Below are 23,053 nucleotides of genomic sequence, written 5' to 3'. Positions count from 1 at the left end.
ATTATTTCGCCAGGTTGAAGTTTTTCAGTCTGGCGGCGTTGCTGTCGTCAATCAGCACGCAGTCCATCAGCTGCTTCTCCTCTTTCTGCGCTTTGCCATTTTTCAGGTAGTAGTCGGCCTGACTGACCGCCATCTGCGCCTGATCCCAGCCCGGTTGCAGCACCGTGGCTTTGATATTGCCTTTATTGATAATCGAGTCGCGGGTGTAGTCGCTGCCGTCAAAGCCCACCACGATCACCGCGGTTTTACCGGCGGCTTTCAGCGCGGCTTCGGCTCCCAGCGCCATGGTGTCGTTGCCGGAGATCACCCCGACGATATTGGGATGCTTCTGCAGAATGGTTTCCATCCGGCTGAAGGCTTCGGTCTGGCTCCAGTTGGCGCTCTGCTGAGCCACCATTTTCATCTCGCTGTAATCATCCAGCACGTCGTGGTAACCCTGCGAACGCACGCCAGCGTTGGTGTCGGACTCTTTGCCGAGCAGTTCAACGTAGTCTCCTTTGCCGCCGAGCAATTTGGCAAACTTCTCGGCCCCCAACTGCGCGCCCTGATAGTTATTCGAAACGATCTGCGCCACCGCAATGCCGGTTTTATTGATCTCCCGGTCGATCAGGAAGGTCGGGATACCGGCATCTTTGGCTTTTTGCACCGGCCCGACCGTGGCATCGGCTCCGGCGTTATCCAGAATGATCGCTTTGGCTTTGCGGGCGATCGCCGTTTCAATCAGCTGGTTTTGCTTGTTGACGTCATCATCATGCGAGGCCACCAGCGTGGTGTAGCCCAGCTCTTTGGCTTTGGCTAACGCGCCTTCCGCCTCCGCTTTAAAGAAGGGGTTATCGTGTGACGGGGTGATAATCGCCAGCAGCCCGCTTTCCGCTGCCAGCACCGAGGATGAGAAAGCAATGATTGAAGCCAGCAGGGTCAGTTTGATCAGAGGACGAGTCATTATTTTTCTCCGCTTGAATATATATTCACACGCGATTTTATATGCATAATGACTATGCACCGACGATGACACCTCGTCCAATGCGCGATGACTAAAAAGCGAAAACGATCACAAATTAACCTGCGTTGTGATTTTGGCGATCCTGGTTAACAATACCGGGCAGAATCAGAGAGGGAAAAACCGATGGCAAAACAGGATGAACAGCGACTGATGGTGAAGATTGCCACCCTTTATTACGTCGAGGGGCTAAAGCAGTCAGAGATTGCGCAGTCGCTGAAGTTATCGCAGTCGTTTGTCTCACGCATTCTCAACCGCAGCGTCAAAGAGGGCGTGGTTAAGATCAGCGTGGTTCCGCCAGCTAATGTTTTTCCTGACCTGGAAAAAGCAATTGAGCAGAGCTACGGCCTGCCGCAGGCGATCGTGGTGGATGTGCCGGATCAGGCTTCGACGTTACAGATTAAACAGGCGATTGGATCGGCAGCGGCGCACTATCTTGAGACCCGCCTGCGGGATGATGAACTGATTGGCATTTCATCGTGGAGCGGCACCATCCGGGCGATGGTCGATGCGCTGCATCCGCTGAATAGCGCCTGCAAAGGGGTGATTCAGCTGCTGGGCGGCGTCGGTGCCAACGGCAATGTGCAGGCGACTATTCTGACGCAAAACCTGGCGGCGTTACTCAACTGCCCGGCCTGGCTGCTGCCCTCGCAGTCGATTGAGCGCTCGGTCAGCGATCGCCAGCGGCTGTCGGCCAACGCCGAGGTGGCGGAGGTGTTGGCTAAATTTGATCAGGTCGATCTGGCGATCGTCGGGATTGGCGATCTCGAGCCGTCGGCGCTGCTGCGCAATTCCGGCAACTATTACGATGGTGAGATGCTCCAGACCCTGGCGGCGCGCGGCGCGGTCGGCGATATCTGTCTGCACTATTTCGACGCCAGTGGGCAGCCGGTATTGCAGGCTGAAGAAGATCCGGTCATCGGTATGGAGCTGGCGCAGGTGAAGCGGTGCCCGCAGGTGGTGGCGCTGGCGGGTGGAACCGAGAAAGCCCAGGCGATCCGGGGCGCGCTGCGCGGCGGTTATGTCAACGTGCTGATTGTTGATTATCCGACGGCGCGGCAGCTGCTGACCGGCTGAGGCGGCTATAGGATGTTGCCGGCGGGTCCGTCATTAAGCCCCGCCGGGCGAGGCGATTAGATGGTGCGGTAAGCGGTAGTGACTTTCCACAGATAGCGCGGTGCCTGGGCTGCCGGATGTTTATTCTGCACATGCTGATAAAACTCATCCGGCGACATCGCATTGATCATCGCAATTGCCCGATCGCGGTCGCGCGAGAAGGTGCGCAGTAGCGCGCCAGCGCCGTTGGCATAAGAAACGATGGTGGCATAACGCAGCGTCAGCGGATCGCGGATGCCCGACAGGGCGGAGTCCTGCAGGATGCGGATATAGGCGGTGCCGATATCGATATTCTTTGCCGGATCGCGCAGCTCAGCGTTGGAAGGCTGTCCACGCCGTCCGAGCGTTCGGTAGACTTCGCGTCCCGCTGTCGAGGCTTTGATTTGCATCAGCCCGACGGCATTAGAGCGGCTAACCACACCCGGATTCCCACCCGACTCGACACTAATAATGGCGCTGATCAGCTTCTCATCAACACCATAATGACTGGCGGCATCTTCGGTAAACATCGACCAGGCATCATTGACGCTGGAGGGCGGCGCCTGGGTTAACGGCGTATTCCGCTGTTTAACGGCATGATGCGACGGCTCGCTGGCACAGCCGGTCAGGAATAACGCTGACAGGATAAGGTGTCGGAATTTCAGCAATTTTTCATCTCGTTGCAGAAGTGGCGAATGCTATCATACCCAGACAGACTCAGAGCAAAATTACCGTTTATCCTAAATGCACTAATTCGCTTTCCGTACCGTGACTTCAGCGGCGCTTTTCGTCATCATCGGCCTGAGTCAGGTGCGCTAACAGCAGGAAAGTATGATGATTTCACGTTCAATCCGTCTTATCTCCCCATCCGGTTACTGTCACAATCAGCCAGCAGCCCTGCTTGGCATTGAACGGCTGCGCGCGGCGGGACATCAGGTTGAAAACCAGCAGGTGATTAGCCGCTGTTTCCAGCGCTTTGCCGGCACTGACGCCGAGCGGCTGGCGGATATCAACCAACTGGCTACGCTCAGCACCCTGCCCGATGTGGTGCTGGCGGTGCGCGGCGGCTACGGTGCCAGCCGGTTACTGGACGCGATCGATTACGTGGGACTGCAGCGTCGCCTGCTGAATCAGCCACTGGCGCTGTGCGGCCACAGCGATTTCACGGCGATCCAGCTCGCCCTGCTGGCGCAGGTAGGCTTGATCAGTTTCAGCGCGCCGATGCTGGCCGGCAATTTTGGCGCAACGACTTTATCTGAATTTACCCTGCAGCACTTCTGGCAGGCGCTGACATCACCTACAGTCAACGTAGACTGGCAGAGCGAATCGCCGGATCAGGGCGAATGGCAGGGTACGCTGTGGGGCGGTAACCTGGCGATGATCTGTTCGCTGATCGGTACGCCGTGGATGCCACAGGTCGAAAACGGCATTCTGGTGATCGAGGATGTGAATGAGCACCCGTTCCGCATTGAACGGATGCTGATTCAGCTGCAGCAGAGCGGTATTCTGGCCCGCCAGCGCGCCATCGTCACCGGCAGCTTTACCAGCACCGCGCTGTCAGAATATGACAACGGATTTGATTTCAGCACCGTCTGGCAACGGCTGCGCGACACCTGCGGCTTGCCGGTAATCAGTGAGCTGGCCTTTGGCCATGCGGCGGATACCGTCACCCTGCCACTGGGTGCCAGTGCCCGTTTACAGGTCAGTCAGGGGCACGCCCATTTGCAAGCGACCGGGCATCCCGTCCTGCGCGGATAAAAAACGTTTCAGGAGATCGACATTGAAGCCGTTGTATGACGATTTGTGGATCTCAACCCCGGAGTTTCCGGTGGAAGATACCGTTAACGACCTGATGATGCACGGGTTTATGCTGCGTCACCCGCGCGGTAATCTGCTGATTGGCCGGGTGGAAAATCCGCTCGATCATGAAGTGCTCGCCGATACCGGCGGAGTAATCCGCCACTATCTGACCCACTGGCATGAGTCTGCACCGGGTGCCGCGCTGATTCAGCAACGCTTCAGCAGTGCGCTTTACTGCCACAGCCGCTCGCTGGGTCCGATCAGCCGTTTCGTGGAGCCTGATGATACCTTTTCACAGCAGGAGACCCATTTCGGCAATTTCCAGCTGCTGCCCACCCCGGGCCATACGCCGGGCAGCAGCAGTTACCTGTACCATTCGCCGCTCGGCCTGACCTATCTGTTTGTCGGTGATACGGTGACGCGGGCGCATGACCGGTGGGTGACCGTGCTGGTGCCGGACAGCAATCCGGCTGAGCTGAGCCAGACGCTGGAGTTTTACCGCACGCTGCGGCCCGATGTGGTGCTGATGAGCACCACCCGTGGCCATCTGTCGTGGAAAAAAGTGACGCTGCAAAGCTGGCTGGCCGCGATTGATGAAGCGGAACAGCAGCCGCTGGATTTGCGCCAGCAGCCGCTGTTCTGATCACAAGACTTTGGTCAGATAATGCCGCTGATGCTGGCGGGGATAGTGGTCGAGGCTGAAGCGCAGGGTGAAGCCGAGCTTTTCATAAAAAGGCCGCGCCTGAAAACTGGCGGTATCGACCTGGGCAAAACGGCAACCGCGCTGGCGCGCTTCCTGCTCCGCCGCCCGGATTAACTGGCTACCGACGCCCTGCCCGCGCAACGTATCACTCACCCACAGCATATCGATTCGCAGCCAGTTGCCGGCGGTGGAGCCGGTCAGCCCGGCCTGCTTCCTGCCCTGCTCATCGCAGACAAACACCCCTATCGATTTAATCTCATCAACATTAATAAATTTACTGTTGAACGCATTCAGCCCCAGACGGACCTCATCCAGATCCTGCGGCGTTACTTTATCGGTGATACTGAGTTGCATAGCGGCTCCTGTCACGGCGGCTTAAGAGTTGGGCTGCTGACGATCGTCGTAGCGCTCCAGGGTCAACGCATCGACATCACGTTTTTCGCTGCGGCTACAGGGCACCAGCTTATCGCTGTCGCGGTAAACAAAGAAGGTCGCCTGACTGCGCTGGTTAACGATTAACTGATCGCCGTTACGAAAGCGGGTAATCGCCACCTTATCGCCGGCCTGTAACCGGGTGCGTTGCTGGCCGGCAGCAATCTGGAAATGTCGCTGCGGCCACATTAAGGTGGTTAAACCATACTCAGCGCGTGAAATAGTCATGGTCGGACGGCCAGGACAGTTAATCTGAAACTCGCTCTCGCTCCAGGCTGGGGCGATATAACAGGCCAGCAGGCCGAGGGTCATCAGTGCTGCCTTCATCTGATCTCTCCGCTGAATGGATGATTTTATTAGGGATTTTTTAGCTTAACACATCACAGGCGTGAGAAAAGGCAGCGCAGTGGGCAAAATAAGACCAGCCAAAGGTAGAATCAGGGGAAGGAAAATCTGAAAAGTTGAGATAATTTAAAGTAAACAGGCCAGCGTCCGGGTCGGGTATGCTGGCCTGTCTGAGGTTATTCTGACGAGACCTCGGCAGCCACTAACATCAGGGCCAGTCCCGCATTTTCGCCGTCATATGCCTGCATGGCGGCGCGAATATCCGCTGCACAACTGACCACCTGGTGCTTTTTATCGCTCTCAAGTTGCTCAATTGCGTGACGAATAATCATTAGATGTGCTTCTTCTTCGTTCATCATTTATCCCTGGTTTTGCCTAAGTGGTGCGCAAAGAAGCCAAGAATAACGTTAATTAATTAGCAAAGTCACTCTTTTACATTCCTGTTGCTTACCGATTAAACAAATTGCAAATGGGAAGCAGTGCTGAAACTGCTATGATCAAGCTATTAGTGACGCAACAAGATAGAATCGGCGCCACGAGATTCCCCAGGGACTGAAGCAGGTAGAGGATCATGTTGCGACTCAGCATTTTCATATTCATCATACTGATGACTGGATGTTCATCTGGCCCGAAAGGCGTTGAATGTCCCGGCGAAGTATCGACGATTTATGGCCAATCAATGGGACAAACTCAGGGTGTCATCTTTGACCTGGTGAGTTCGTTCAGCGTCAGCCGCGATGATGTCAGGGTAGACAGCGGGCCGCTGCAGTCGCTTGATCGTTTCAGGTATGTGCCTTCCGCCGTCACGCGTGAAGGCTACTATGCCCAGCGCCTGTCCGATAAGCAGTTCCGCCTGATCAATCCTTATCAAAACACCCAGATTACCTGGACATGCCCATAAGGGGTGAATCCTGCTGCCAGATGGTTTATTGTCACGAAACGTCAAGCAGCAGGTCTCTTTCCCATGGAAAAGCGTCTGGATAACAACGGTTACATCGATTTCCCCTTCCCCGCCACCCGTAATGCCGATGGCTCGGTTAATCCCTGTGGTTTCGATCTTACGCTGGAAACCGGCCGGTTAGAGGAGATCGCGGTGCTGGCTCATTCGGTCAATCTGCGTCGGCTGGTGGAAGAGATTAATCTGCAGGATGGGCTGTTTATGACGCTGGCCTGCGACTGGCAGCAGCAAACCAATGCGGTATGCGGCTTTGTTGACGTGGCCTTTCGCCCCGATCTGCCGCATCACGGCCATGATGAGGCGCTGCAGCTTGAAGCCCGCTTTAATCTCTATCTGGCCGGGCAGGAGAAGCAACACCAGATGCCGCCCGGCACGCTGGTGAATTATGCCCGCTCGGTGCTCGACTGGAGCTGGTCACCGCTGCGTCAGCGGCAGCGCGACTATGAAAAAATCACCATTCAGTTTTATTGCCCGCAGGCTGATGACGCCGAATGGTGTTTCGACCATCTGCGCCATTTCCTGGTGAGCTGGTATCCGGCGTGCGTGGCGTCCCGTTAATCCTGCTTTCATCTGCTACCGGAGCCGCTATGCGCCGTTTTGCGCTACTTGCTGTTACGTTGTTCTGTTCACTGTTGTCCACTGGCGCGGCCGGGGCCGACACGTGTCAGCAAATCCGGGCCGGCCTTGATATCGGCTCCGGCAGCACCAAAATCGCCGTCGCCCGGGTGGATGTCTGCAAGCATCGCATTGAGAAAATGCTGTTTCAGGATCAGCGCGCCGTGCCGTACAACGATGCGCTGTCGGCGGCCAGCGACAACCGGCTGAGCCCGGCGATTATCCAGCAGGGTGAGATAGCGCTGCAGCAGTTAGTGAGCAATGCGCAACGTTATCACCCGCAGCGTATCAGCGGCGTGGCCACGGCGGTATTTCGTCGGGCCAGCAATGGTTCGGCGGTGATAGCCTCGCTGGCCAGCCAGACCCATACTCAGCTGGCTGTCATCTCTCAGCAGCAGGAAGCAAAGCTCGGTTTTGTGTCGGCGAAAGCGGCGCTTAACGACCCGACACTGCGCGATGAACAGCTGCTGGTGTGGGATATTGGCGGAGGTTCGATGCAGATGACCGCCTGGCGACAGCAACAGGGCCAGCGGGTCGCCGATATTTATCAGGGTAAGCTCGCTTCGGTGACGCTGAAGAATTTCATCCTGACGGTGCTAAAAAACAGCCCGGACGCCGCGTCGCCTAATCCGATTGGTTCGTGGCGACAATCGGTGCTGCGCTTCGTCGGGTTGTTTGCCCGTAACGATGTCAGCCCGGAAATCCTTCAGGATGTGGCTGGCCGCCGGGTGATTGGCATTGGTGGGGTGCACGGTTTTTCTATCCGTAACCAGTTAGCAGGCAAACCTCAGCATTACAGCCTGGCCACCTTAAGCGCGCTGGCGAAACAGCAGGTCTGGAAAGGCGACAGCGAACTGACCGGCGATTATCGGGCAACCGACGTCAGTAATCTGCTGCTGGTTGAGGGTTACATGCGGGCGCTGAAGATAGACGAGGTCACCATAGTCAATGCCAGTCTGATTCAGGGCGTGCTGTTGCAGTAAGCGGCCAGCCAACGAGAACCGGCCGCAGCGCCGGTTCAGGCTATCCGGCGTGGCGCAGAAAGGTCAGGGCTTGATCAGACGGATAGCGTGCTCCAGCATTTTTTGCTCGTCACGTTCGCCGTGGGCGCGATGCTGGCGGGTGCGTTTCAGCACGTCGTAGATCTCATCGCGTTTGGTTTCATGGCCGCACTCCACCAGCATAATGACCGCGTCGCCAATTACCCGGCACACTTCGTCATAATCTTCTTCTTTGAGTACATCACGTTTCATCGCCTCTCCTCCCGTTACGCTCAGTATCGACCCGATTTTACAAAGGCTAGACAGTAAACGCTTAGCCTGCAAACAGAATGCCATTCACAGCCAGAAACGATTTTTACCGCTTCATTTACCGCTTAACGGCGCAGAGTTCGTCATCTTTGCTACGCTTGGAGAGTCTCATTAAAACCAAGGAGCACTAAATGTCAGGAAAAATCGAAGATAAAGTAAAAGAAGCCGCTGGCGCCGTTCAGGAACAATGGGGCGCAGCAACCGGTTCCTCTGAGCATCAGGCAAAAGGCGCGGCCCGTCGTTATACCAACCAGGCCAGCTATGCCGCACGTGACGCAGCGGATTGCATCAAGGATCAGGTTCAGTCCAGTCCTTTTGCCGGTCTGGCTGTCGCCGCAGGCGTGGGCGTATTCATCGGCTTCCTGCTGGGCCGCAAATAATTCAGCAGAATAGGTGACAGAACGGAAGCCTGAGGCTTCCGTTTTTTTTGGCTGTCGCGCCCCGCCCGATGCTGAGAAATCTCTGAAAAATCAAATCCCTTCAGGCTGAACGCTATTTTTCAACCAGGCTTAGTCAGGTATTCGCTTACAGATTCTTTTTACTTTTCTGAATAAATAAAAGGTGGTCACATGAAAGCATTCCCTGCCCTGTTGCTGGTTGCAGCAACCCTGACGTCACTGGCGGGCTGTTCACACCAGAGCAGCGCGATTAAAGAAGATGGCCGTCCTCATGCGCCAAGCGGTCAGTCTTCACCAGGCGGTACTCTGGGTTCTGGCCCGGTCGGTCAGCCTCAGTCATAACACGCTCCCCCGGCACTGTTGCCGGGGGCTGTTTCATCTGCCCGGCCGATAGTTAAGCGGGCAGTGATATAAATAGCATCCTGACTAATAATTACTCCGCTATTAATTACTGCCAAAATGAATATTATTTCTCCCCTTTGCTAAATTACAGAATGATCCTACTTATTTATTTTTTATTTATTTTGCCTGGCCGCCAGAATGTAAAGAACGCGCCTTGAAACAGTAAGGGATCTGTTTATAACTTCAACGCTTCCTCTACGGCCGATAAAAACAAACGTAATTAATGAACTTTACCCGCCAGCCTATTATCTAATTCTTCACAACACCTTCTGTTTAATAAAATTAATACGTTTAAGAGACTCCAGACGTGAAGAAAAAAAAGATTTATCTGATAGACCGGCTTTTAACGCTTTATTCCCGATTCTCCAGCCGGAAAAAGCCCCACAGCCTGCAGGGTCTGACGCCTGAGACGGTGGTTATCTACTCCACCACCGCGCTAGGAGATTTCCTGATGAATACGCCGGCGATCTGGAGCCTGAAAAACCGTTTTCCCACCAGTAAATTTATCCTCGTCTCCAGTAAGAAAAATAAAGATTTAGTCACCCGCTATCACTGGTTCGATGATATCTATATCTGGGATAATAAAATGCTGAATTTTTTACCCTTGCTGTTTAAACTGCGACGTAAAAAACCCGACCTTTCGGTGATATTACACGCCCATTTCCCATACGATATATTAAGTTCAGTCATCACCGGCAGCCAGACAATAATTCGCGATCACTATGGCAGCGAACCTGCGCTATTAAATAAACATCTCGATTACTACTCAGGTTTTTTCGACGATCACACTATTAAGCGCAAACTAAAATTAGTGGAATCGCTGGGTGCCGAAACCCACCAGACGGAGATGCATCTGCCGCTGCTGGACAGCCCGGCCGCTGTACCCTGCGCCCATCGGCGGATTGGGTTTCAGCTGGGCGCGTCGAAAGATATCCGGCGCTGGCCGCTGACGCATTTTAGTCAGCTGGCCACGGTCTTGCTGCAGAGCTGGCCTGACTGTGAAATCATTGTCACCGGCACCGCGGCTGAGCAATCGCTTGAGCAGCAATTTATCGACAGCCTGCCGCTGCAATACCGTAATAACGTGACGCCAATGGCGGGAAAAACTAATCTCAGCGGACTGATTACGCTGATCCGCAGCCTCGATCTGCTGGTCACCGGTGACACCGGCCCGCTGCACATTGCCGTCGCGGCACAGGTTCCCACCGTTAGCCTGTTTTCTACTGCCAATCCACGCTATACCGGTCCGTGTCAGGACAGCGATCGTCATATCGTTATCCATCGTCCGGAACGCCACGCCTCGCAACATCCTATGGCCTCAATCAAGGCTGAGGAAGTCCATCAGGCCGTGACCCAGCTGGTGGGATGATGGAGACGCCCCGCAAGCCCTGTTCGCCACAAGCGGTGATCGCGTTGATTGAGTATCACAACCAGCCAACGCTGTTTGGCTGGTTCAGGAAAATTGATCGTCACGACTTCCACCTGCAGCAGTTGCCGCTGAGCGAGGTGGAATTCGCGATACTGATGAGTGATTTCTTTATTACCTTCGGGGTCTGTTCAAGGCACTACGATGAAAGCTGCTATTTTCCGGCATCACGTTCTGCGCTGGACGGGCGGCTGGGGTTCGCTGCTGGCTTGCCCTACCGTCCACTGACGGTGGCTTTGCTGTGTGAGGCGGCCAGCCTTGGCCGCTGGCCTGAGAGGAATGACTAAATAACGGTGTTCACAAATGCGTCGTATACCTCGCGGCTGCTGAGCGAGGTCACCTCACGCGACGCCGGTTGCAGTACCTGATGCTTAACCTGCCACGGATGCCAGCAGGCCGGATCGCTGTCGCCAAACAATGCCACGATCGGCAGACCGAGCGCTGCCCCGATATGCATCGCCCCGCCATCACTGGTGACCAGTCCCTGACACAGCGACATCGCTGCAATGAGTTGTGGCAGGCTGGTAGTCGCCACCGCTTTCAGCGTCAGCTGCGGGCACAGCGCCATAATCTCGCGGGCTTTCTCATCATCGCCAGGATGGCGCGGATTATCGCGACTACCAGGCGACCACAACAGCATGATCTGGCATAAATGACGGGCGGCGAGGGTTTCCGCCAGTTCAGCAAAGCGTTCAGCTGGCCACTGCTGGCTCGGCTTACGGGCGCTGATTTGTAATGTATAGACTGGCAGGCTGGAATCGATGGCGTAGCTTTTCCGCAGGTGGTCGGCAATCTCTGCATCTGGCGTTAGCGTCAGCTTGCCCGGCGCAGCAGTCGTAAGGTTGAAGGGACGGGCTAAACTAAACAGGATCTCAGCGATATGGGCCGGCGCACACGTCTGCGGTGTTAACAGTCGGGTGATCAGCGGATGTGGCTCTTCTCCCAGCGCAATTACCTGCCCCGGACGCACCATTTTCACCCACTTCAGGCCATGATGATCCCAGCGGCTTTTCGCCAGAATCACCGTATCATACCGGTTCTTTTTTAGCGTCAGCATCAGTTGCAAACGCTGCAGCAGGCAGGCGATTCTGCCCTGTCCCGCCTCGCGATGATGCGACTTGGTATAGTAAAACAGTTGCCGGATATCAGGATTGTGCTGCAATACCGGTGCCGCATAATTGTTGGTTAACACATCGACCTGATGCTTACCTGACTGATGCAGCGCGCTGATCAGCGGCGTGGTCAGTAAGGTATCGCCAATATTATCCCGACAAATAATCAAAACCCGCATCTCTTACATCCTTTGCACACCGGCTACGCCGTCTGGCTGGCTAAAAATAAGACTCGCCACTGGCGTCCGCAAAGGGATAACCGTGACGGCATAAGTCAGCAATTAGTCAGCGCAGATTGGGGTTGGTTCAATAGCGGGAAGAACAGGAAAGAGTAAAGCAGGCGGGAAATGAAACAGGCCGCCTGCTGGCAGTCTGAGAACATGCCCCATCCGGCGCTTATCTCCGGCACTCGCAATGGCTTAGCTCTTGAAGGGGCGTAAGAATCATCTCATTGTGCGGGGTAACCGGCTTAACAATAATTGCGGTTGTTACTATTGTTTTGCGAAGTAAAATTAACCGTCGCTGTTGTCACCCCGTTACCGACGCTGGTCTATCCGTCTGCCACTCTGTCGAGGTTATTGCCTGAAAAAGGTGGCTCACTATTAATGCGACAGGCATCCACTCAACGCATACGCCGCTTGCCGCTATTTAGGTGACAGATGTCGACAGATAACGACAGTGATGCTGACAGTGAATCGAGCTTGCGGTATGACTGCTGAATTTCCGTACAGTTTCAGGGAAGTTTTGAGGAAGGGTTTAAAACAAAAAAAGCCAGCACAAAATTCACTCTTGTGCTGGCTCTGTATCGCTTAAAACTGATTACATATTTTCGATGATAGCGTCACCAAACTCTGAACATTTCAGCAGTTTAGCGCCATCCATCAGGCGTTCGAAATCGTAAGTCACGGTCTTGTTAGCGATAGCGCCTTCAACACCTTTAACAATCAGGTCTGCCGCTTCGAACCATTCCATGTGACGCAGCATCATTTCTGCTGACAGGATGACTGAACCTGGGTTCACTTTATCCTGTCCGGCATACTTCGGTGCAGTACCGTGCGTGGCTTCGAACAGCGCGCACTCATCACCGATGTTAGCGCCTGGTGCAATACCGATACCGCCAACCTGCGCCGCCAGGGCGTCGGAGATGTAGTCACCGTTCAGGTTCATACAGGCGATAACGTCATATTCAGCCGGACGCAGCAGGATCTGCTGCAGGAACGCATCGGCAATCACATCTTTAACGATGATCTCTTTACCGGTGTTCGGGTTTTTGAACTTCATCCACGGGCCACCGTCGATCAGTTCGCCGCCGAACTCTTCTTTCACTAACTGGTAACCCCAGTCTTTGAACGAGCCTTCGGTGAACTTCATGATGTTGCCTTTGTGGACCAGGGTCAGGGAATCACGATCGTTGGTGATGGTGTATTCCACTGCCGCGCGAACCAGACGCTTGGTACCCTCTTCCGAGCACGGCTTAACGCCGATACCACACTGCTCAGGGAAGCGAATTTTCTTCACGCCCATCTCTTCACGCAGGAACTTGATCACTTTGTCCGCTTCGGCAGAACCCGCTTTCCACTCGATACCGGCATAGATATCTTCGGAGTTTTCACGGAAGATCACCATGTCGGTCTCTTCAGGACGTTTAACCGGGCTTGGTGTGCCTTTGTAGTAACGTACCGGACGCAGGCAGACGTAGAGGTCCAGCTCCTGACGCAGGGCAACGTTCAGTGAACGAATACCGCCGCCGACCGGGGTGGTCAGTGGGCCTTTGATGGCAACGCGATATTCTTTAATTAAGTCGAGGGTTTCCTGTGGCAGCCAGACGTCCTGGCCGTAAAGTTCCACGGATTTCTCACCGGTGTAAATCTCCATCCAGGAGATTTTGCGCTCGCCGTTGTAGGCTTTCTTCACCGCAGCGTCGACCACTTTCAGCATCACTGGTGAAACATCAACGCCGATACCGTCACCCTCAATGTAAGGAATGACCGGATTATTCGGGACAACCAGTTTGCCCTGGTTCAGGGTGATTTTTTGACCTTCCGCCGGAACAACTACTTTGCTTTCCATTAACCTCTCCTAGGCGATTTTGTTAATGATTTGTAAGATGCGGGTCAATACTACTTGAATATTTCCGTCACGCCAATCACCGCAATTTCGCGTTATAATGCGCCGATTGTTTCTGACTGCAAAGCCCATGCGAAAAACTTCTCAACGAATTCACCAGGATAAACGATTCAGCCGCCCGACGCGTGATGCGCGACGTGCCCCTGAGCGTAGTGCTGCGCCGCGCCGCGTGGTGCTGTTTAACAAACCCTTCGATGTTTTGCCACAGTTCACCGATGAAGCGGGCCGTCGGACCCTGAAAAATTTCATCAGCGTAGCCGGGGTCTATGCCGCGGGCCGCCTCGATCGCGACAGCGAAGGATTGATGGTGCTGACCAACGATGGCGCCTTACAGGCCGCGCTGACTCAGCCGGGCAAACGCACCGGCAAGATTTACTATGTGCAGGTCGAGGGCGAGCCACAGGAGACCGACCTGCAACCGTTGCGGGATGGGGTTAATCTGAAAGATGGCCCAACCCTGCCGGCGCAGGTCGAGAAAGTCGCCGAACCAGCGTGGCTCTGGCCGCGCCAGCCGCCGATTCGCGAGCGTAAAAATATCCCGACCCAGTGGCTGAAAGTGACGCTGTATGAGGGCCGCAACCGCCAGCTGCGCCGGATGACGGCCCATATCGGTTTTCCCACTCTGCGGCTGATCCGTTATGCGATGGGCGGTTATACGCTCGATAATCTGGCACCCGGCGCGTGGCGCGATGCTGATGACAGTCCGGCCTGACAGTGCAATTTTTTATAACGTCAGGTTAACAATTACGGAGGAACGATGTTTAAACCTCATGTCACGGTCGCCTGTTTAGTGCAGGCGGAAGGTAAACTGCTGGTAGTAGAAGAGACCATTAAGGGACAGCCCACCTGGAATCAGCCTGCCGGTCACCTTGAAGCGGACGAAACGCTGCAGCAAGCCGCACAACGAGAGTTATATGAAGAGACCGGTATTGCGGCAGAAATGGCCTATTTCATCACCGTTCACCAGTGGATAGCGCCTGATAATACGCCTTTTGTGCGTTTTCTGTTTGGGCTCGATCTGGCCAAAAAGCAGCCAACCCAGCCGCAGGATAGCGACATCGACTGCTGCTGGTGGTTGCCGCCAGCACAGATTCTCACCGCATATAACCTGCGTTCACCGCTGGTGGCCGAAAGCGTGCGTCTCTGGCAACAGGGTGCGCGCTATCCGTTACATCTGGTCAGCGCGTTCCGCTGGCCGTTTCATGAGGGTGCGCGCCCGTCTTCTGCATGGTAGAATGCGCCGCCTGTTTTTTTATCGTTATGCGAGCGTGTCATGTCTGACAACAGCCAGAAAAAAGTGATCGTCGGTATGTCCGGCGGCGTCGATTCTTCCGTTTCCGCCTGGTTACTGCAACAGCAGGGCTACCAGGTCGAAGGCCTGTTCATGAAGAACTGGGAGGAGGACGATGGCGAGGAATATTGTACTGCCGCGGACGATCTGGCGGATGCGCAAGCGGTGTGCGACAAGCTGGGTATTAAGCTGCACAAGGTCAACTTTGCCGCTGAATACTGGGATAACGTCTTTGAGCACTTCCTCGAAGAGTATAAAGCGGGTCGTACGCCGAACCCCGATATCCTGTGCAATAAAGAGATCAAATTCAAAGCGTTCCTCGAGTTCGCGGCTGAAGATCTCGGCGCGGATTTCATTGCCACCGGCCACTATGTACGTCGTCAGGACGTTGAGGGCCAGAGCCAGCTGCTGCGCGGCCTGGATGGCAACAAAGATCAGAGTTACTTCCTCTATACCCTGAGCCACCAGCAGATTGCTCAGAGCCTGTTCCCGGTCGGCGAGCTGGAAAAGCCCGAAGTGCGTCGCATCGCTGAACAGCTGGATTTGATTACCGCCAAAAAGAAAGACTCTACCGGCATCTGCTTTATCGGTGAGCGCAAATTCCGTGACTTCCTGGCGCGTTATCTGCCGGCTCAGCCTGGTGAAATTGAGACCGTAGACGGCCAGATTGTCGGCGAACATCAGGGTCTGATGTACCATACGCTGGGCCAGCGCAAAGGTCTGGGTATCGGCGGCCTGAAAGAGAGCAAAGATGATCCCTGGTATGTGGTCGACAAAGATGTGGCGCGCAATCGCCTGATTGTCGCACAGGGTGGCGATCATCCGCGTCTGATGTCGGTCGGCCTGATCGCACAGCAGCTGCACTGGGTCGATCGTCAGCCAATCGTCGCCCCGCTGCGCTGTACGGTTAAAACCCGCTATCGCCAGACCGATATCCCGTGTGAGATTATTCCGCACGGCGAAGATCGGATTGAAGTCCGTTTTGATCAACCTGTCGCGGCGGTCACGCCGGGACAATCTGCGGTGTTTTATCTTGGCGAAGTCTGCCTGGGTGGCGGTATTATCGAAGAGCGTCTGCCGTTAGTCGCAAAATAAGCCGCCTTAACCCGGCGTACATGACGCGTAAACAGGAGTAACCGTGGCGAAGAACTATCAGGAAATCACACTGGCGCTGGCAGGCATCTGTCAGTCGGCCCATCTGGTGCAGCAGCTGGCACAGCAGGGTCACTGTCAGCCCGAGGCGTTTACCGTGACGCTGCGCAGCGTGCTGGATCTCAATCCCGGCTCGACGCTGGCGGTATTTGGCAACAATGAAGCCAACCTGCGCCTCGGTCTCGAAACCCTGATGGCGGTGCTCAACAGCAGCAGTCGTCAGGGCGCGGGCGCGGAACTGACGCGTTACACCCTCAGCATGATGGTGCTGGAGCGTAAACTCAGCGCCAATAAATCCGCGATGGCGACGCTGGCTCAGCGTATCAGCCAGCTCGATCGTCAGCTGGCGCACTACGAACTGGAATCCGATACCATTCTGAGCGCCATGGCCGGCATCTACGTTGACGTTATCAGCCCGTTAGGTCCGCGTATCCAGGTGACCGGTTCGCCCGCCGTGCTGCAGAACCCGCAGTTGCAGAGTAAAGTCCGGGCCACGCTGTTAGCCGGCATTCGTGCCGCCGTTTTGTGGCAGCAGGTCGGCGGTGGCCGTCTGCAACTGATGTTTTCGCGCCAGCGCTTGCTGCGTGAAGCAAAGACCCTCTTATCCCGGCTGCCACTGACTTACTAAGTCGGTGCGGCAAAATACTGTTAAATGATTCAGGAGTTGCACTGATGGAATTATCCTCTCTGACCGCCGTCTCACCTGTCGATGGTCGTTACGGCGATAAAGTCAGCCCGCTGCGTGCGATTTTCAGCGAATTTGGTTTGCTGAAATTCCGCGTTGAGGTTGAAGTTCGCTGGTTACAAAAACTGGCCGCGACCGCAGAGATCAAGGAAGTTCCTGCATTTGATGCCGACGCAAACGCTTTCCTCGACGCGATTGTCAGCAACTTTTCGGAGGACGATGCGGCGCGCATCAAGACCATTGAACGTACTACCAACCACGACGTTAAAGCGGTCGAATATTTCCTGAAAGAGAAAGTGGCGAACGTCCCTGCCCTGCATGCGGTATCTGAGTTCATTCACTTCGCCTGCACCTCCGAAGATATCAACAACCTCTCTCATGCGCTGATGCTGGAAACCGCGCGCCGCGACGTGATCCTGCCTTACTGGCAGCAGCTGATCGCCGCCGTAAAAGGCCTGGCGTCAGAATACCGCGATATTCCGCTGCTCTCCCGCACGCATGGCCAGCCCGCCACCCCATCCACCATGGGCAAAGAGATGGCCAACGTCGCCTATCGTCTGGAGCGCCAGCTGCGTCAGCTGAGCCAGATTGAAGTGCTGGGCAAAATTAACGGCGCAGTCGGCAACTATAATGCCCACATCGCCGCCTATCCGGAAGTTGACTGGCATCAGCTGAGCGAGCGTTTTGTCACCTCGCTGGGGATCAGCTGGAACCCCTACACCACCCAGATTGAGCCGCATGACTACATCGCAGAGATGTTCGACTGCATCGCCCGCTTCAACACCATCCTGATTGATTTCGATCGTGATATCTGGGGCTACGTGGCGCTGAATCATTTCAAACAGAAAACCATCGCTGGCGAGATCGGCTCCTCTACCATGCCGCACAAAGTCAACCCGATCGATTTCGAAAATTCCGAAGGCAATCTCGGTCTGGCAAACGCGGTGATGCAGCACCTGGCCAGCAAGTTGCCGGTCTCCCGCTGGCAGCGCGACCTGACTGACTCCACCGTACTGCGTAACCTCGGTGTCGGCATTGGCTATGCGCTGATCGCCTATCAGGCAACGCTGAAAGGCATTTCAAAACTGGAAGTGAACCGCGATCGCCTGCTCGACGAGCTGGATCACAACTGGGAAGTGCTGGCCGAACCGATCCAGACGGTGATGCGCCGCTATGGCATTGAAAAGCCGTACGAGAAGCTGAAAGAGCTGACGCGCGGCAAGCGGGTTGATGCGGCAGGCATGCAGGCGTTTATCGACAGCCTGGCGCTGCCGGAAGAGGAAAAAGTGCGTCTGAAGCAGATGACGCCGGCCAACTATATCGGCCGTGCTATCCAGATGGTTGACGATCTTAAATAACCCCCTCCGCAGACCGGTTCAGGCCGGTCTGCGTTAACATCCTGTTTAGTTGGTTTCGCGTATACTTTCTGCAATTTGACTCATTCAGATAGTAAGGAATTCCTATGCGTGTTCTGGTAGTGGAAGACAATGCTCTGCTGCGCCATCATCTCGCCGTGCAGTTACGTGATATGGGCCATCAGGTTGATGCCGCCGAAGACGCTAAAGAAGCCGACTATTTCCTTCGCGAGCACCTGCCGGACATCGCGCTGGTCGATTTAGGCCTGCCGGATGAAGACGGTATGTCACTGATCCGCCGCTGGCGTAGCGATGCCGTGCGTCAGCCGATTCTGGTGCTGACCGCCCGTGAAGGCTGGCAGGCAAAAGTGGAGGCGCTGGAAGCCGGTGCTGATGATTACGTCACCAAGCCGTTTCATATTGAAGAGGTGGCTGCACGGCTGCAGGCGCTGATGCGCCGCAACAGCGGCCACGCATCGCAGATCATTGATATGCCACCGTTCCAGGTTGACCTTTCCCGGCGTGAACTGACGGTGAATGAGCAGCCGGTAAAACTGACCGCCTTTGAATATACCATTGTCGAAACCCTGATTCGCAACGCCGGTAAAGTGGTGAGCAAGGATTCGCTGATGCTGCAACTCTATCCCGACGCAGAACTGCGTGAAAGCCACACCATCGACGTGCTGATGGGGCGTCTGCGTAAAAAGATCCAGGCGTTGCATCCCGCTGACGTCATCGCCACCGTGCGTGGCCAGGGTTACCGCTTTGATCTCTGACCATGTCCTGGTTTAGTCGTTATCGCCCGATTTCGCTGCGCGCCCGTTTTCTGCTGGCCTCCGCAGCGATTGTCCTGTTCCTCTCGCTCTCCTATGGCATGGTCGCGGTCATTGGCTATGTGGTGAGCTTCGATAAAAACACCTATCGGGTAATGCGCGGCGAAAGCAATCTGTTCTATACGCTGGCGCAGTGGCATGACAATCAGCTCACCATTGCTCAGCCGGAACGCATGACGCTTAACTTTCCGACGCTGGTGTTCATTTACGACGAGCACGGCAAGCTGCTGTGGCAGCAACGCGACGTGCCGGAAATCCGCAAAAAAATTCACCGCGACTGGCTGCTCAAGCCAGATTTCTACGAGATTGATACCAGCAACGGCACCAGCCTGGCCGCGATGGGGGATAACCTCAACGCGAAACGGCGACTGCATGCCTGGGATACCGACAGCGACGACACCTTCACCCACTCCGTGGCGGTTAACCGTTATGACGCCACCACCAATCTGCCGGCCCTGACCATTGTAGTGGTCGACTCAATTCCACAGGAGCTGCAGCATTCGGATGTGGTGTGGTCATGGTTCAGCTATGTGCTGGCGGCTAACCTGATTCTGATCGTGCCGCTGCTGTGGCTGGCAGCGCACTGGAGCCTGCGTCCGATTGGCGCACTGACGCAGCAGGTGCGGGAACTGGAGACCAGCCAGCGTGAAAAGCTGGATGATAATCCGCCGCAGGAGCTGCGTAGCCTGGTGCGCAACCTCAACCTGCTGCTGACGAACGAACGGCAGCGTTATACCCGCTATCGCACCACCCTGTCGGACCTGACGCACAGCCTGAAAACCCCGCTGGCGGTGTTGCAAAGCACCCTGCGGTCGCTGCGCAGCGGTAAAGAGTTGACGGTAGAAGAGGCCGAACCGGTGATGCTGGAGCAGATCAGCCGCATCTCGCAGCAGGTCGGTTATTACCTGCATCGCGCCAGTATGCAGGCCGATCACAATCCGCTGCAGCGCGATTTGCATTCAGTATCTGGCTTGCTCGACAGCCTCTGTTCGGCGCTGAACAAGGTTTATCAGCGTAAAGGGGTGGCAATCACTCTTGATATCTCGCCGGAACTCACTTTCGTCGGCGATCAGAACGATTTTATGGAAGTGATGGGAAACGTGCTGGATAACGCCTGTAAATATTGCCTCGAGTTTATTGAAGTCAGCGCCTACCAGAGTGAGAACGCGCTGCATCTCTACATAGATGATGATGGCCCCGGCATCCCGGAGAGCAAGCGCGATCTGGTGTTTGTGCGCGGTCAGCGCGCCGACACTCTGCGCCCCGGTCAGGGGCTGGGGCTGGCGGTGGTGCTGGATATACTTGAGCAATATGCCGGTAAGGTTATCGCTTCAGGCAGCACGCTGGGTGGCACCCGGATGGAAGTGGTGTTTCAGCGCCAGGAAGTCGAACATCGCCGCGAGTAGAAAATCCTCCGGGCTGTTATACTTGCTGGCATTTACAGCCCTAAGCGGAACCCTTGTATGGACTATCAGCTCGATCTCAACTGGCCCGATTTTATTCAACGCTACTGGCAAAAACGCCCGGTGGTACTGAAGCGTGGCTTCAAAAACTTTGTCGATCCCCTTTCTCCGGATGAACTGGCCGGACTGGCGATGGAAAACGAGGTGGATAGCCGCCTGGTGAGCCATCAGGATGGCAAATGGCAGGTCAGCCACGGCCCGTTTGAGAGCTACGACCATCTGGGTGAGAATAACTGGTCGCTGCTGGTGCAGGCGGTTAATCACTGGCATGAACCTTCTGCCGCCCTGATGCGCCCTTTCCGCTTTTTGCCTGACTGGCGTATCGATGACCTGATGGTGTCGTTCGCGGTACCGGGAGGCGGTGTCGGCCCGCATTTCGATCAGTATGACGTCTTCATTATTCAGGGCAGTGGCCGTCGCCGCTGGCGGGTCGGCGAAAAAGTGCCGATGAAGCAGCACTGCCCTCATCCGGATCTGCTGCAGGTGGAACCGTTTGACGCCATTATTGATGAAGAGATGGAGCCAGGCGATATCCTCTACATTCCACCTGGATTCCCGCACGAAGGCTATTCGCTGGAAAATGCGCTGAATTACTCGGTGGGTTTTCGTGCGCCAAGCGGACGTGAACTGATCAGTGGCTTTGCTGATTACGCGCTGGCGAACGAGTTGGGCAGCCTGCGCTTTAGCGATCCGGACGTGCCGTCGCGTGAGTGCCCTTCACAGATCCTGCCGCAGGAAATTGAGGGCGTCCGTCAGGTGATGCTGGATGTGATCAACCAGCCGGAACACTTTGCGCAGTGGTTTGGCGAGTTTATTTCTCAGTCCCGTCATGAACTGGATGTCGCGCCGCCAGAGCCGCCTTATCAGCCTGATGAGATTTATGACGCCCTGCAGCAGGGTGATGCACTGAGCCGGTTGGGTGGCCTGCGCGTGCTGACGATTGGCGATGCGGTCTACGTCAACGGTGAGCGGGTTGAATGTTCACACCCTGAAGTGATGGCCGTGCTGGCGCATCATTATCGCATCACGCTGGAAGATCTCGGGGATGCGCTGGACGATCCGGCGGTGCTGGCGCAGATTGCCGGTCTGGTGAATGCCGGATACTGGTATTTTGGCGAAGAATAACTGACCCTAAGGGCAGACGCATCAGCCGCCTGCCCTCAGCAAGCCAGTCTCCTCAAGTGGCTCTCCGCCATTAGCGGCAGAGAGCCTGCTTCAATAAACCCCGTTCGCAACTTAGCCTTTCTTCTGCGCCGCCAGTTCTGACAACCGCACAATCACTTCCACTGACTTCGCCATGATATTCAGCGAGGCAAATTCATGTTTGCCGTGATAGTTGTAGCCACCGGTAAACAGGTTCGGACACGGTAAGCCTTTCCATGACAGCGCGGATCCGTCAGTACCGCCGCGAATTGGTTTCACCACCGGCTCAATAGCGCAGTCACGCATCGCCTGCAGCGCTAACTCAATGATATGCGGGAAAGGCTCCACCTTTTCACGCATGTTGCGATAGCTGTTGGTGATCTCTACGGTGACAGAACAATCTTTATGCAGGTTTTTGGTCATCTCCGTCGCAATCTGCTGCAGCGTCTGTTTACGCTGCTCAAAACTGCCGGTATCAAAGTCGCGAATGATGTAGTGCAGCTCAGCGTGTTCAACCGTGCCTTTCATCTGGTGCAGATGATAGAAGCCCTCATAGCCTTCGGTGTACTGCGGCTTTTCATTAGCGGGCACGGCGGCATGGAACTGATTGGCCAGGTCCAGCGCGTTGACCATCACCCCTTTGGCTGAGCCAGGATGCACATTGTTGCCCACGATTTTGACCGTGGCGGAGGCGGCGTTAAAGTTTTCATACTCAAACTCACCCAGATCGCTGCCGTCAACGGTGTAGGCCCAGTCAGCGGCAAAGCCTTCAACATCAAAATGCGAGGTGCCGCGACCGATCTCTTCGTCGGGGGTGAAGGCAACGCGGATAGCGCCATGCGGAATATCGCTGTCCGCCAGCCGGGCCATCGCCGTCATAATTTCGGCGATGCCGGCCTTGTCGTCCGCACCCAGCAGGGTTTTGCCATCAGTGGTAATCAGCGTGTGGCCGATCAGCTTGTGCAGTACCGGAAACATCACCGGCGAAAGGATCTCATCGCCATTGCCCAGCGCAATGTCACCGCCGCGGTAATTTTCAATAATCTGCGGATTAACGTGTTTCGCGGTGAAGTCAGGCGAGGTATCCATATGGGAGATAAAACCAATCACCGGCGTTGGCCAGTCTACATTGGCCGGCAGTGTACCCATGACGCAACAGTGATCGCTTAACGTGACGTCAACAAAACCCAATGCCAGCAGTTCTTCCTGCAGCTGACGCGCCAGCGTCCACTGCCCTTCACTGCTTGGCACCTGACGCGCCTGCGGTTTTGCCTGGGTTTCGACTGCGACGTAACTCAAAAAACGCTCAAGTAACTGTTCCATATCCCATCCTTTAAAAGTGCCGTCCGTTATTATTCACAGACCAGCCGGACGCAATGTTGCGTCAAATCATCAGCTGACAGGTTAG

At 55.4% G+C, this 23,053-nt stretch carries 27 protein-coding genes; 18 read left to right on the top strand and 9 right to left on the bottom strand.

What is annotated here, in order from left to right; all coding sequences use genetic code 11:
• Window position 1: 1 nt before the first annotated feature.
• Window positions 2-943, bottom strand: a complete 942-nt coding sequence (locus AC6I8I_RS07635) for a D-ribose ABC transporter substrate-binding protein (RefSeq protein ID WP_312057567.1) — start codon at window positions 941-943, stop codon at window positions 2-4.
• A 183-nt stretch (window positions 944-1,126) separates the two neighbouring features.
• Between AC6I8I_RS07635 and AC6I8I_RS07630 the strand changes: the two genes are divergently transcribed.
• Window positions 1,127-2,077: a sugar-binding transcriptional regulator gene (locus tag AC6I8I_RS07630; RefSeq protein WP_312056905.1), complete on the top strand. Its 951-nt coding sequence runs from the start codon at window positions 1,127-1,129 to the stop codon at window positions 2,075-2,077.
• A gap of 56 nt (window positions 2,078-2,133) precedes the next feature.
• Here the strand turns inward: AC6I8I_RS07630 and emtA are convergent, their stop codons facing one another.
• Window positions 2,134-2,763 (bottom strand): membrane-bound lytic murein transglycosylase EmtA, encoded by a 630-nt coding sequence (gene emtA / locus AC6I8I_RS07625; protein WP_084227875.1) that lies wholly within the window; start codon window positions 2,761-2,763, stop codon window positions 2,134-2,136.
• A gap of 166 nt (window positions 2,764-2,929) precedes the next feature.
• On the opposite strand from emtA, the gene ldcA reads away from it, so the two are divergent.
• Window positions 2,930-3,853: a muramoyltetrapeptide carboxypeptidase gene (gene ldcA, locus AC6I8I_RS07620; protein WP_497828640.1), complete on the top strand. Its 924-nt coding sequence runs from the start codon at window positions 2,930-2,932 to the stop codon at window positions 3,851-3,853.
• Window positions 3,854-3,875: 22 nt separating this feature from the next.
• Window positions 3,876-4,538 (top strand): MBL fold metallo-hydrolase, encoded by a 663-nt coding sequence (locus tag AC6I8I_RS07615; protein WP_312056909.1) that lies wholly within the window; start codon window positions 3,876-3,878, stop codon window positions 4,536-4,538.
• Here AC6I8I_RS07615 and AC6I8I_RS07610 read toward each other — a convergent pair whose 3' ends face one another.
• The 3 genes from AC6I8I_RS07610 to AC6I8I_RS07600 form a co-directional block, all read right to left on the bottom strand.
• Window positions 4,539-4,952, bottom strand: coding sequence for a GNAT family N-acetyltransferase (locus tag AC6I8I_RS07610; RefSeq protein ID WP_312756642.1), 414 nt, complete (start codon window positions 4,950-4,952; stop codon window positions 4,539-4,541).
• Window positions 4,953-4,973: 21 nt separating this feature from the next.
• Window positions 4,974-5,357, bottom strand: coding sequence for a hypothetical protein (locus AC6I8I_RS07605; RefSeq protein ID WP_312056913.1), 384 nt, complete (start codon window positions 5,355-5,357; stop codon window positions 4,974-4,976).
• 194 nt (window positions 5,358-5,551) lie between these two features.
• Window positions 5,552-5,731, bottom strand: coding sequence for a hypothetical protein (locus AC6I8I_RS07600; protein WP_233988194.1), 180 nt, complete (start codon window positions 5,729-5,731; stop codon window positions 5,552-5,554).
• 215 nt (window positions 5,732-5,946) lie between these two features.
• Between AC6I8I_RS07600 and AC6I8I_RS07595 the strand changes: the two genes are divergently transcribed.
• The 3 genes from AC6I8I_RS07595 to AC6I8I_RS07585 all read left to right on the top strand — a co-directional run bounded on the left by AC6I8I_RS07595 (window position 5,947) and on the right by AC6I8I_RS07585 (window position 7,931).
• Window positions 5,947-6,276 (top strand): hypothetical protein, encoded by a 330-nt coding sequence (locus AC6I8I_RS07595; RefSeq protein ID WP_089561031.1) that lies wholly within the window; start codon window positions 5,947-5,949, stop codon window positions 6,274-6,276.
• 63 nt (window positions 6,277-6,339) lie between these two features.
• Window positions 6,340-6,891 carry a hypothetical protein gene (locus AC6I8I_RS07590; RefSeq protein ID WP_312056915.1) on the top strand — a complete coding sequence of 184 codons (552 nt, stop codon included), beginning with the start codon at window positions 6,340-6,342 and terminating at the stop codon, window positions 6,889-6,891.
• A 29-nt stretch (window positions 6,892-6,920) separates the two neighbouring features.
• Complete coding sequence (locus AC6I8I_RS07585) at window positions 6,921-7,931, top strand: Ppx/GppA phosphatase family protein (protein ID WP_497828495.1); 1,011 nt, start codon at window positions 6,921-6,923, stop codon at window positions 7,929-7,931.
• Between the two features lie 63 nt (window positions 7,932-7,994).
• Here the strand turns inward: AC6I8I_RS07585 and AC6I8I_RS07580 are convergent, their stop codons facing one another.
• Window positions 7,995-8,201, bottom strand: a complete 207-nt coding sequence (locus AC6I8I_RS07580; protein WP_312056919.1) for a DUF2767 family protein — start codon at window positions 8,199-8,201, stop codon at window positions 7,995-7,997.
• A 188-nt stretch (window positions 8,202-8,389) separates the two neighbouring features.
• Between AC6I8I_RS07580 and AC6I8I_RS07575 the strand changes: the two genes are divergently transcribed.
• The 4 genes from AC6I8I_RS07575 (at window position 8,390) to AC6I8I_RS07560 (ending at window position 10,771) form a co-directional block, all read left to right on the top strand.
• Entirely contained in the window at window positions 8,390-8,638 is a 249-nt protein-coding gene (locus AC6I8I_RS07575) for an ElaB/YgaM/YqjD family protein (protein WP_312056921.1), read from the top strand.
• A 189-nt stretch (window positions 8,639-8,827) separates the two neighbouring features.
• Window positions 8,828-8,998 (top strand): hypothetical protein, encoded by a 171-nt coding sequence (locus AC6I8I_RS07570; protein WP_031374488.1) that lies wholly within the window; start codon window positions 8,828-8,830, stop codon window positions 8,996-8,998.
• Window positions 8,999-9,365: 367 nt separating this feature from the next.
• On the top strand, window positions 9,366-10,427 hold the full coding sequence (locus tag AC6I8I_RS07565; protein ID WP_497828494.1) for a glycosyltransferase family 9 protein: 1,062 nt from the start codon (window positions 9,366-9,368) through the stop codon (window positions 10,425-10,427).
• Complete coding sequence (locus AC6I8I_RS07560; protein ID WP_312056925.1) at window positions 10,424-10,771, top strand: DUF1493 family protein; 348 nt, start codon at window positions 10,424-10,426, stop codon at window positions 10,769-10,771. The genes AC6I8I_RS07565 and AC6I8I_RS07560 overlap by 4 nt, the downstream gene beginning before the upstream one ends.
• Here the strand turns inward: AC6I8I_RS07560 and AC6I8I_RS07555 are convergent.
• Both AC6I8I_RS07555 and icd read right to left on the bottom strand, forming a co-directional pair.
• Complete coding sequence (locus AC6I8I_RS07555; RefSeq protein WP_497828493.1) at window positions 10,768-11,775, bottom strand: glycosyltransferase family 9 protein; 1,008 nt, start codon at window positions 11,773-11,775, stop codon at window positions 10,768-10,770. The two genes, AC6I8I_RS07560 and AC6I8I_RS07555, sit on opposite strands and share 4 nt — an antisense overlap.
• 640 nt (window positions 11,776-12,415) lie before the next feature.
• Window positions 12,416-13,666: an NADP-dependent isocitrate dehydrogenase gene (icd, locus tag AC6I8I_RS07550; RefSeq protein WP_046288384.1), complete on the bottom strand. Its 1,251-nt coding sequence runs from the start codon at window positions 13,664-13,666 to the stop codon at window positions 12,416-12,418.
• A gap of 97 nt (window positions 13,667-13,763) precedes the next feature.
• Here icd and rluE point away from each other — a divergent pair, with 97 nt between their 5' ends.
• From rluE to AC6I8I_RS07510, 8 genes are all read left to right on the top strand, one after another.
• Entirely contained in the window at window positions 13,764-14,435 is a 672-nt protein-coding gene (gene rluE / locus AC6I8I_RS07545) for a 23S rRNA pseudouridine(2457) synthase RluE (protein WP_312756632.1), read from the top strand.
• A gap of 45 nt (window positions 14,436-14,480) precedes the next feature.
• A complete protein-coding gene (locus tag AC6I8I_RS07540) occupies window positions 14,481-14,957 on the top strand; it encodes an NUDIX domain-containing protein (protein WP_497828492.1) in 477 nt (158 codons plus the stop codon).
• Window positions 14,958-14,996: 39 nt separating this feature from the next.
• Window positions 14,997-16,109, top strand: a complete 1,113-nt coding sequence (gene mnmA / locus AC6I8I_RS07535) for a tRNA 2-thiouridine(34) synthase MnmA (protein WP_312056929.1) — start codon at window positions 14,997-14,999, stop codon at window positions 16,107-16,109.
• A gap of 43 nt (window positions 16,110-16,152) precedes the next feature.
• Entirely contained in the window at window positions 16,153-16,794 is a 642-nt protein-coding gene (hflD, locus tag AC6I8I_RS07530) for a high frequency lysogenization protein HflD (RefSeq protein ID WP_312056930.1), read from the top strand.
• Window positions 16,795-16,838: 44 nt separating this feature from the next.
• Entirely contained in the window at window positions 16,839-18,209 is a 1,371-nt protein-coding gene (purB, locus tag AC6I8I_RS07525; protein WP_312056931.1) for an adenylosuccinate lyase, read from the top strand.
• A 104-nt stretch (window positions 18,210-18,313) separates the two neighbouring features.
• The gene (phoP, locus tag AC6I8I_RS07520) at window positions 18,314-18,982 is read left to right on the top strand and encodes a two-component system response regulator PhoP (RefSeq protein WP_159860662.1); all 669 of its coding nucleotides are present in this window, start codon (window positions 18,314-18,316) and stop codon (window positions 18,980-18,982) included.
• Between the two features lie 2 nt (window positions 18,983-18,984).
• On the top strand, window positions 18,985-20,445 hold the full coding sequence (gene phoQ / locus AC6I8I_RS07515; protein ID WP_497828491.1) for a two-component system sensor histidine kinase PhoQ: 1,461 nt from the start codon (window positions 18,985-18,987) through the stop codon (window positions 20,443-20,445).
• A 57-nt stretch (window positions 20,446-20,502) separates the two neighbouring features.
• Window positions 20,503-21,627, top strand: coding sequence for a ribosomal protein uL16 3-hydroxylase (locus AC6I8I_RS07510; protein ID WP_031374481.1), 1,125 nt, complete (start codon window positions 20,503-20,505; stop codon window positions 21,625-21,627).
• Window positions 21,628-21,738: 111 nt separating this feature from the next.
• Here the strand turns inward: AC6I8I_RS07510 and pepT are convergent, their stop codons facing one another.
• Window positions 21,739-22,968 carry a peptidase T gene (pepT, locus tag AC6I8I_RS07505; RefSeq protein ID WP_312756624.1) on the bottom strand — a complete coding sequence of 410 codons (1,230 nt, stop codon included), beginning with the start codon at window positions 22,966-22,968 and terminating at the stop codon, window positions 21,739-21,741.
• Window positions 22,969-23,053 lie beyond the last annotated feature (85 nt).

Source organism: Pantoea sp. X-Soil-YNGN-775, assembly GCF_059730575.1.
This window is presented reverse-complemented; position numbering and strand designations above follow the sequence as displayed.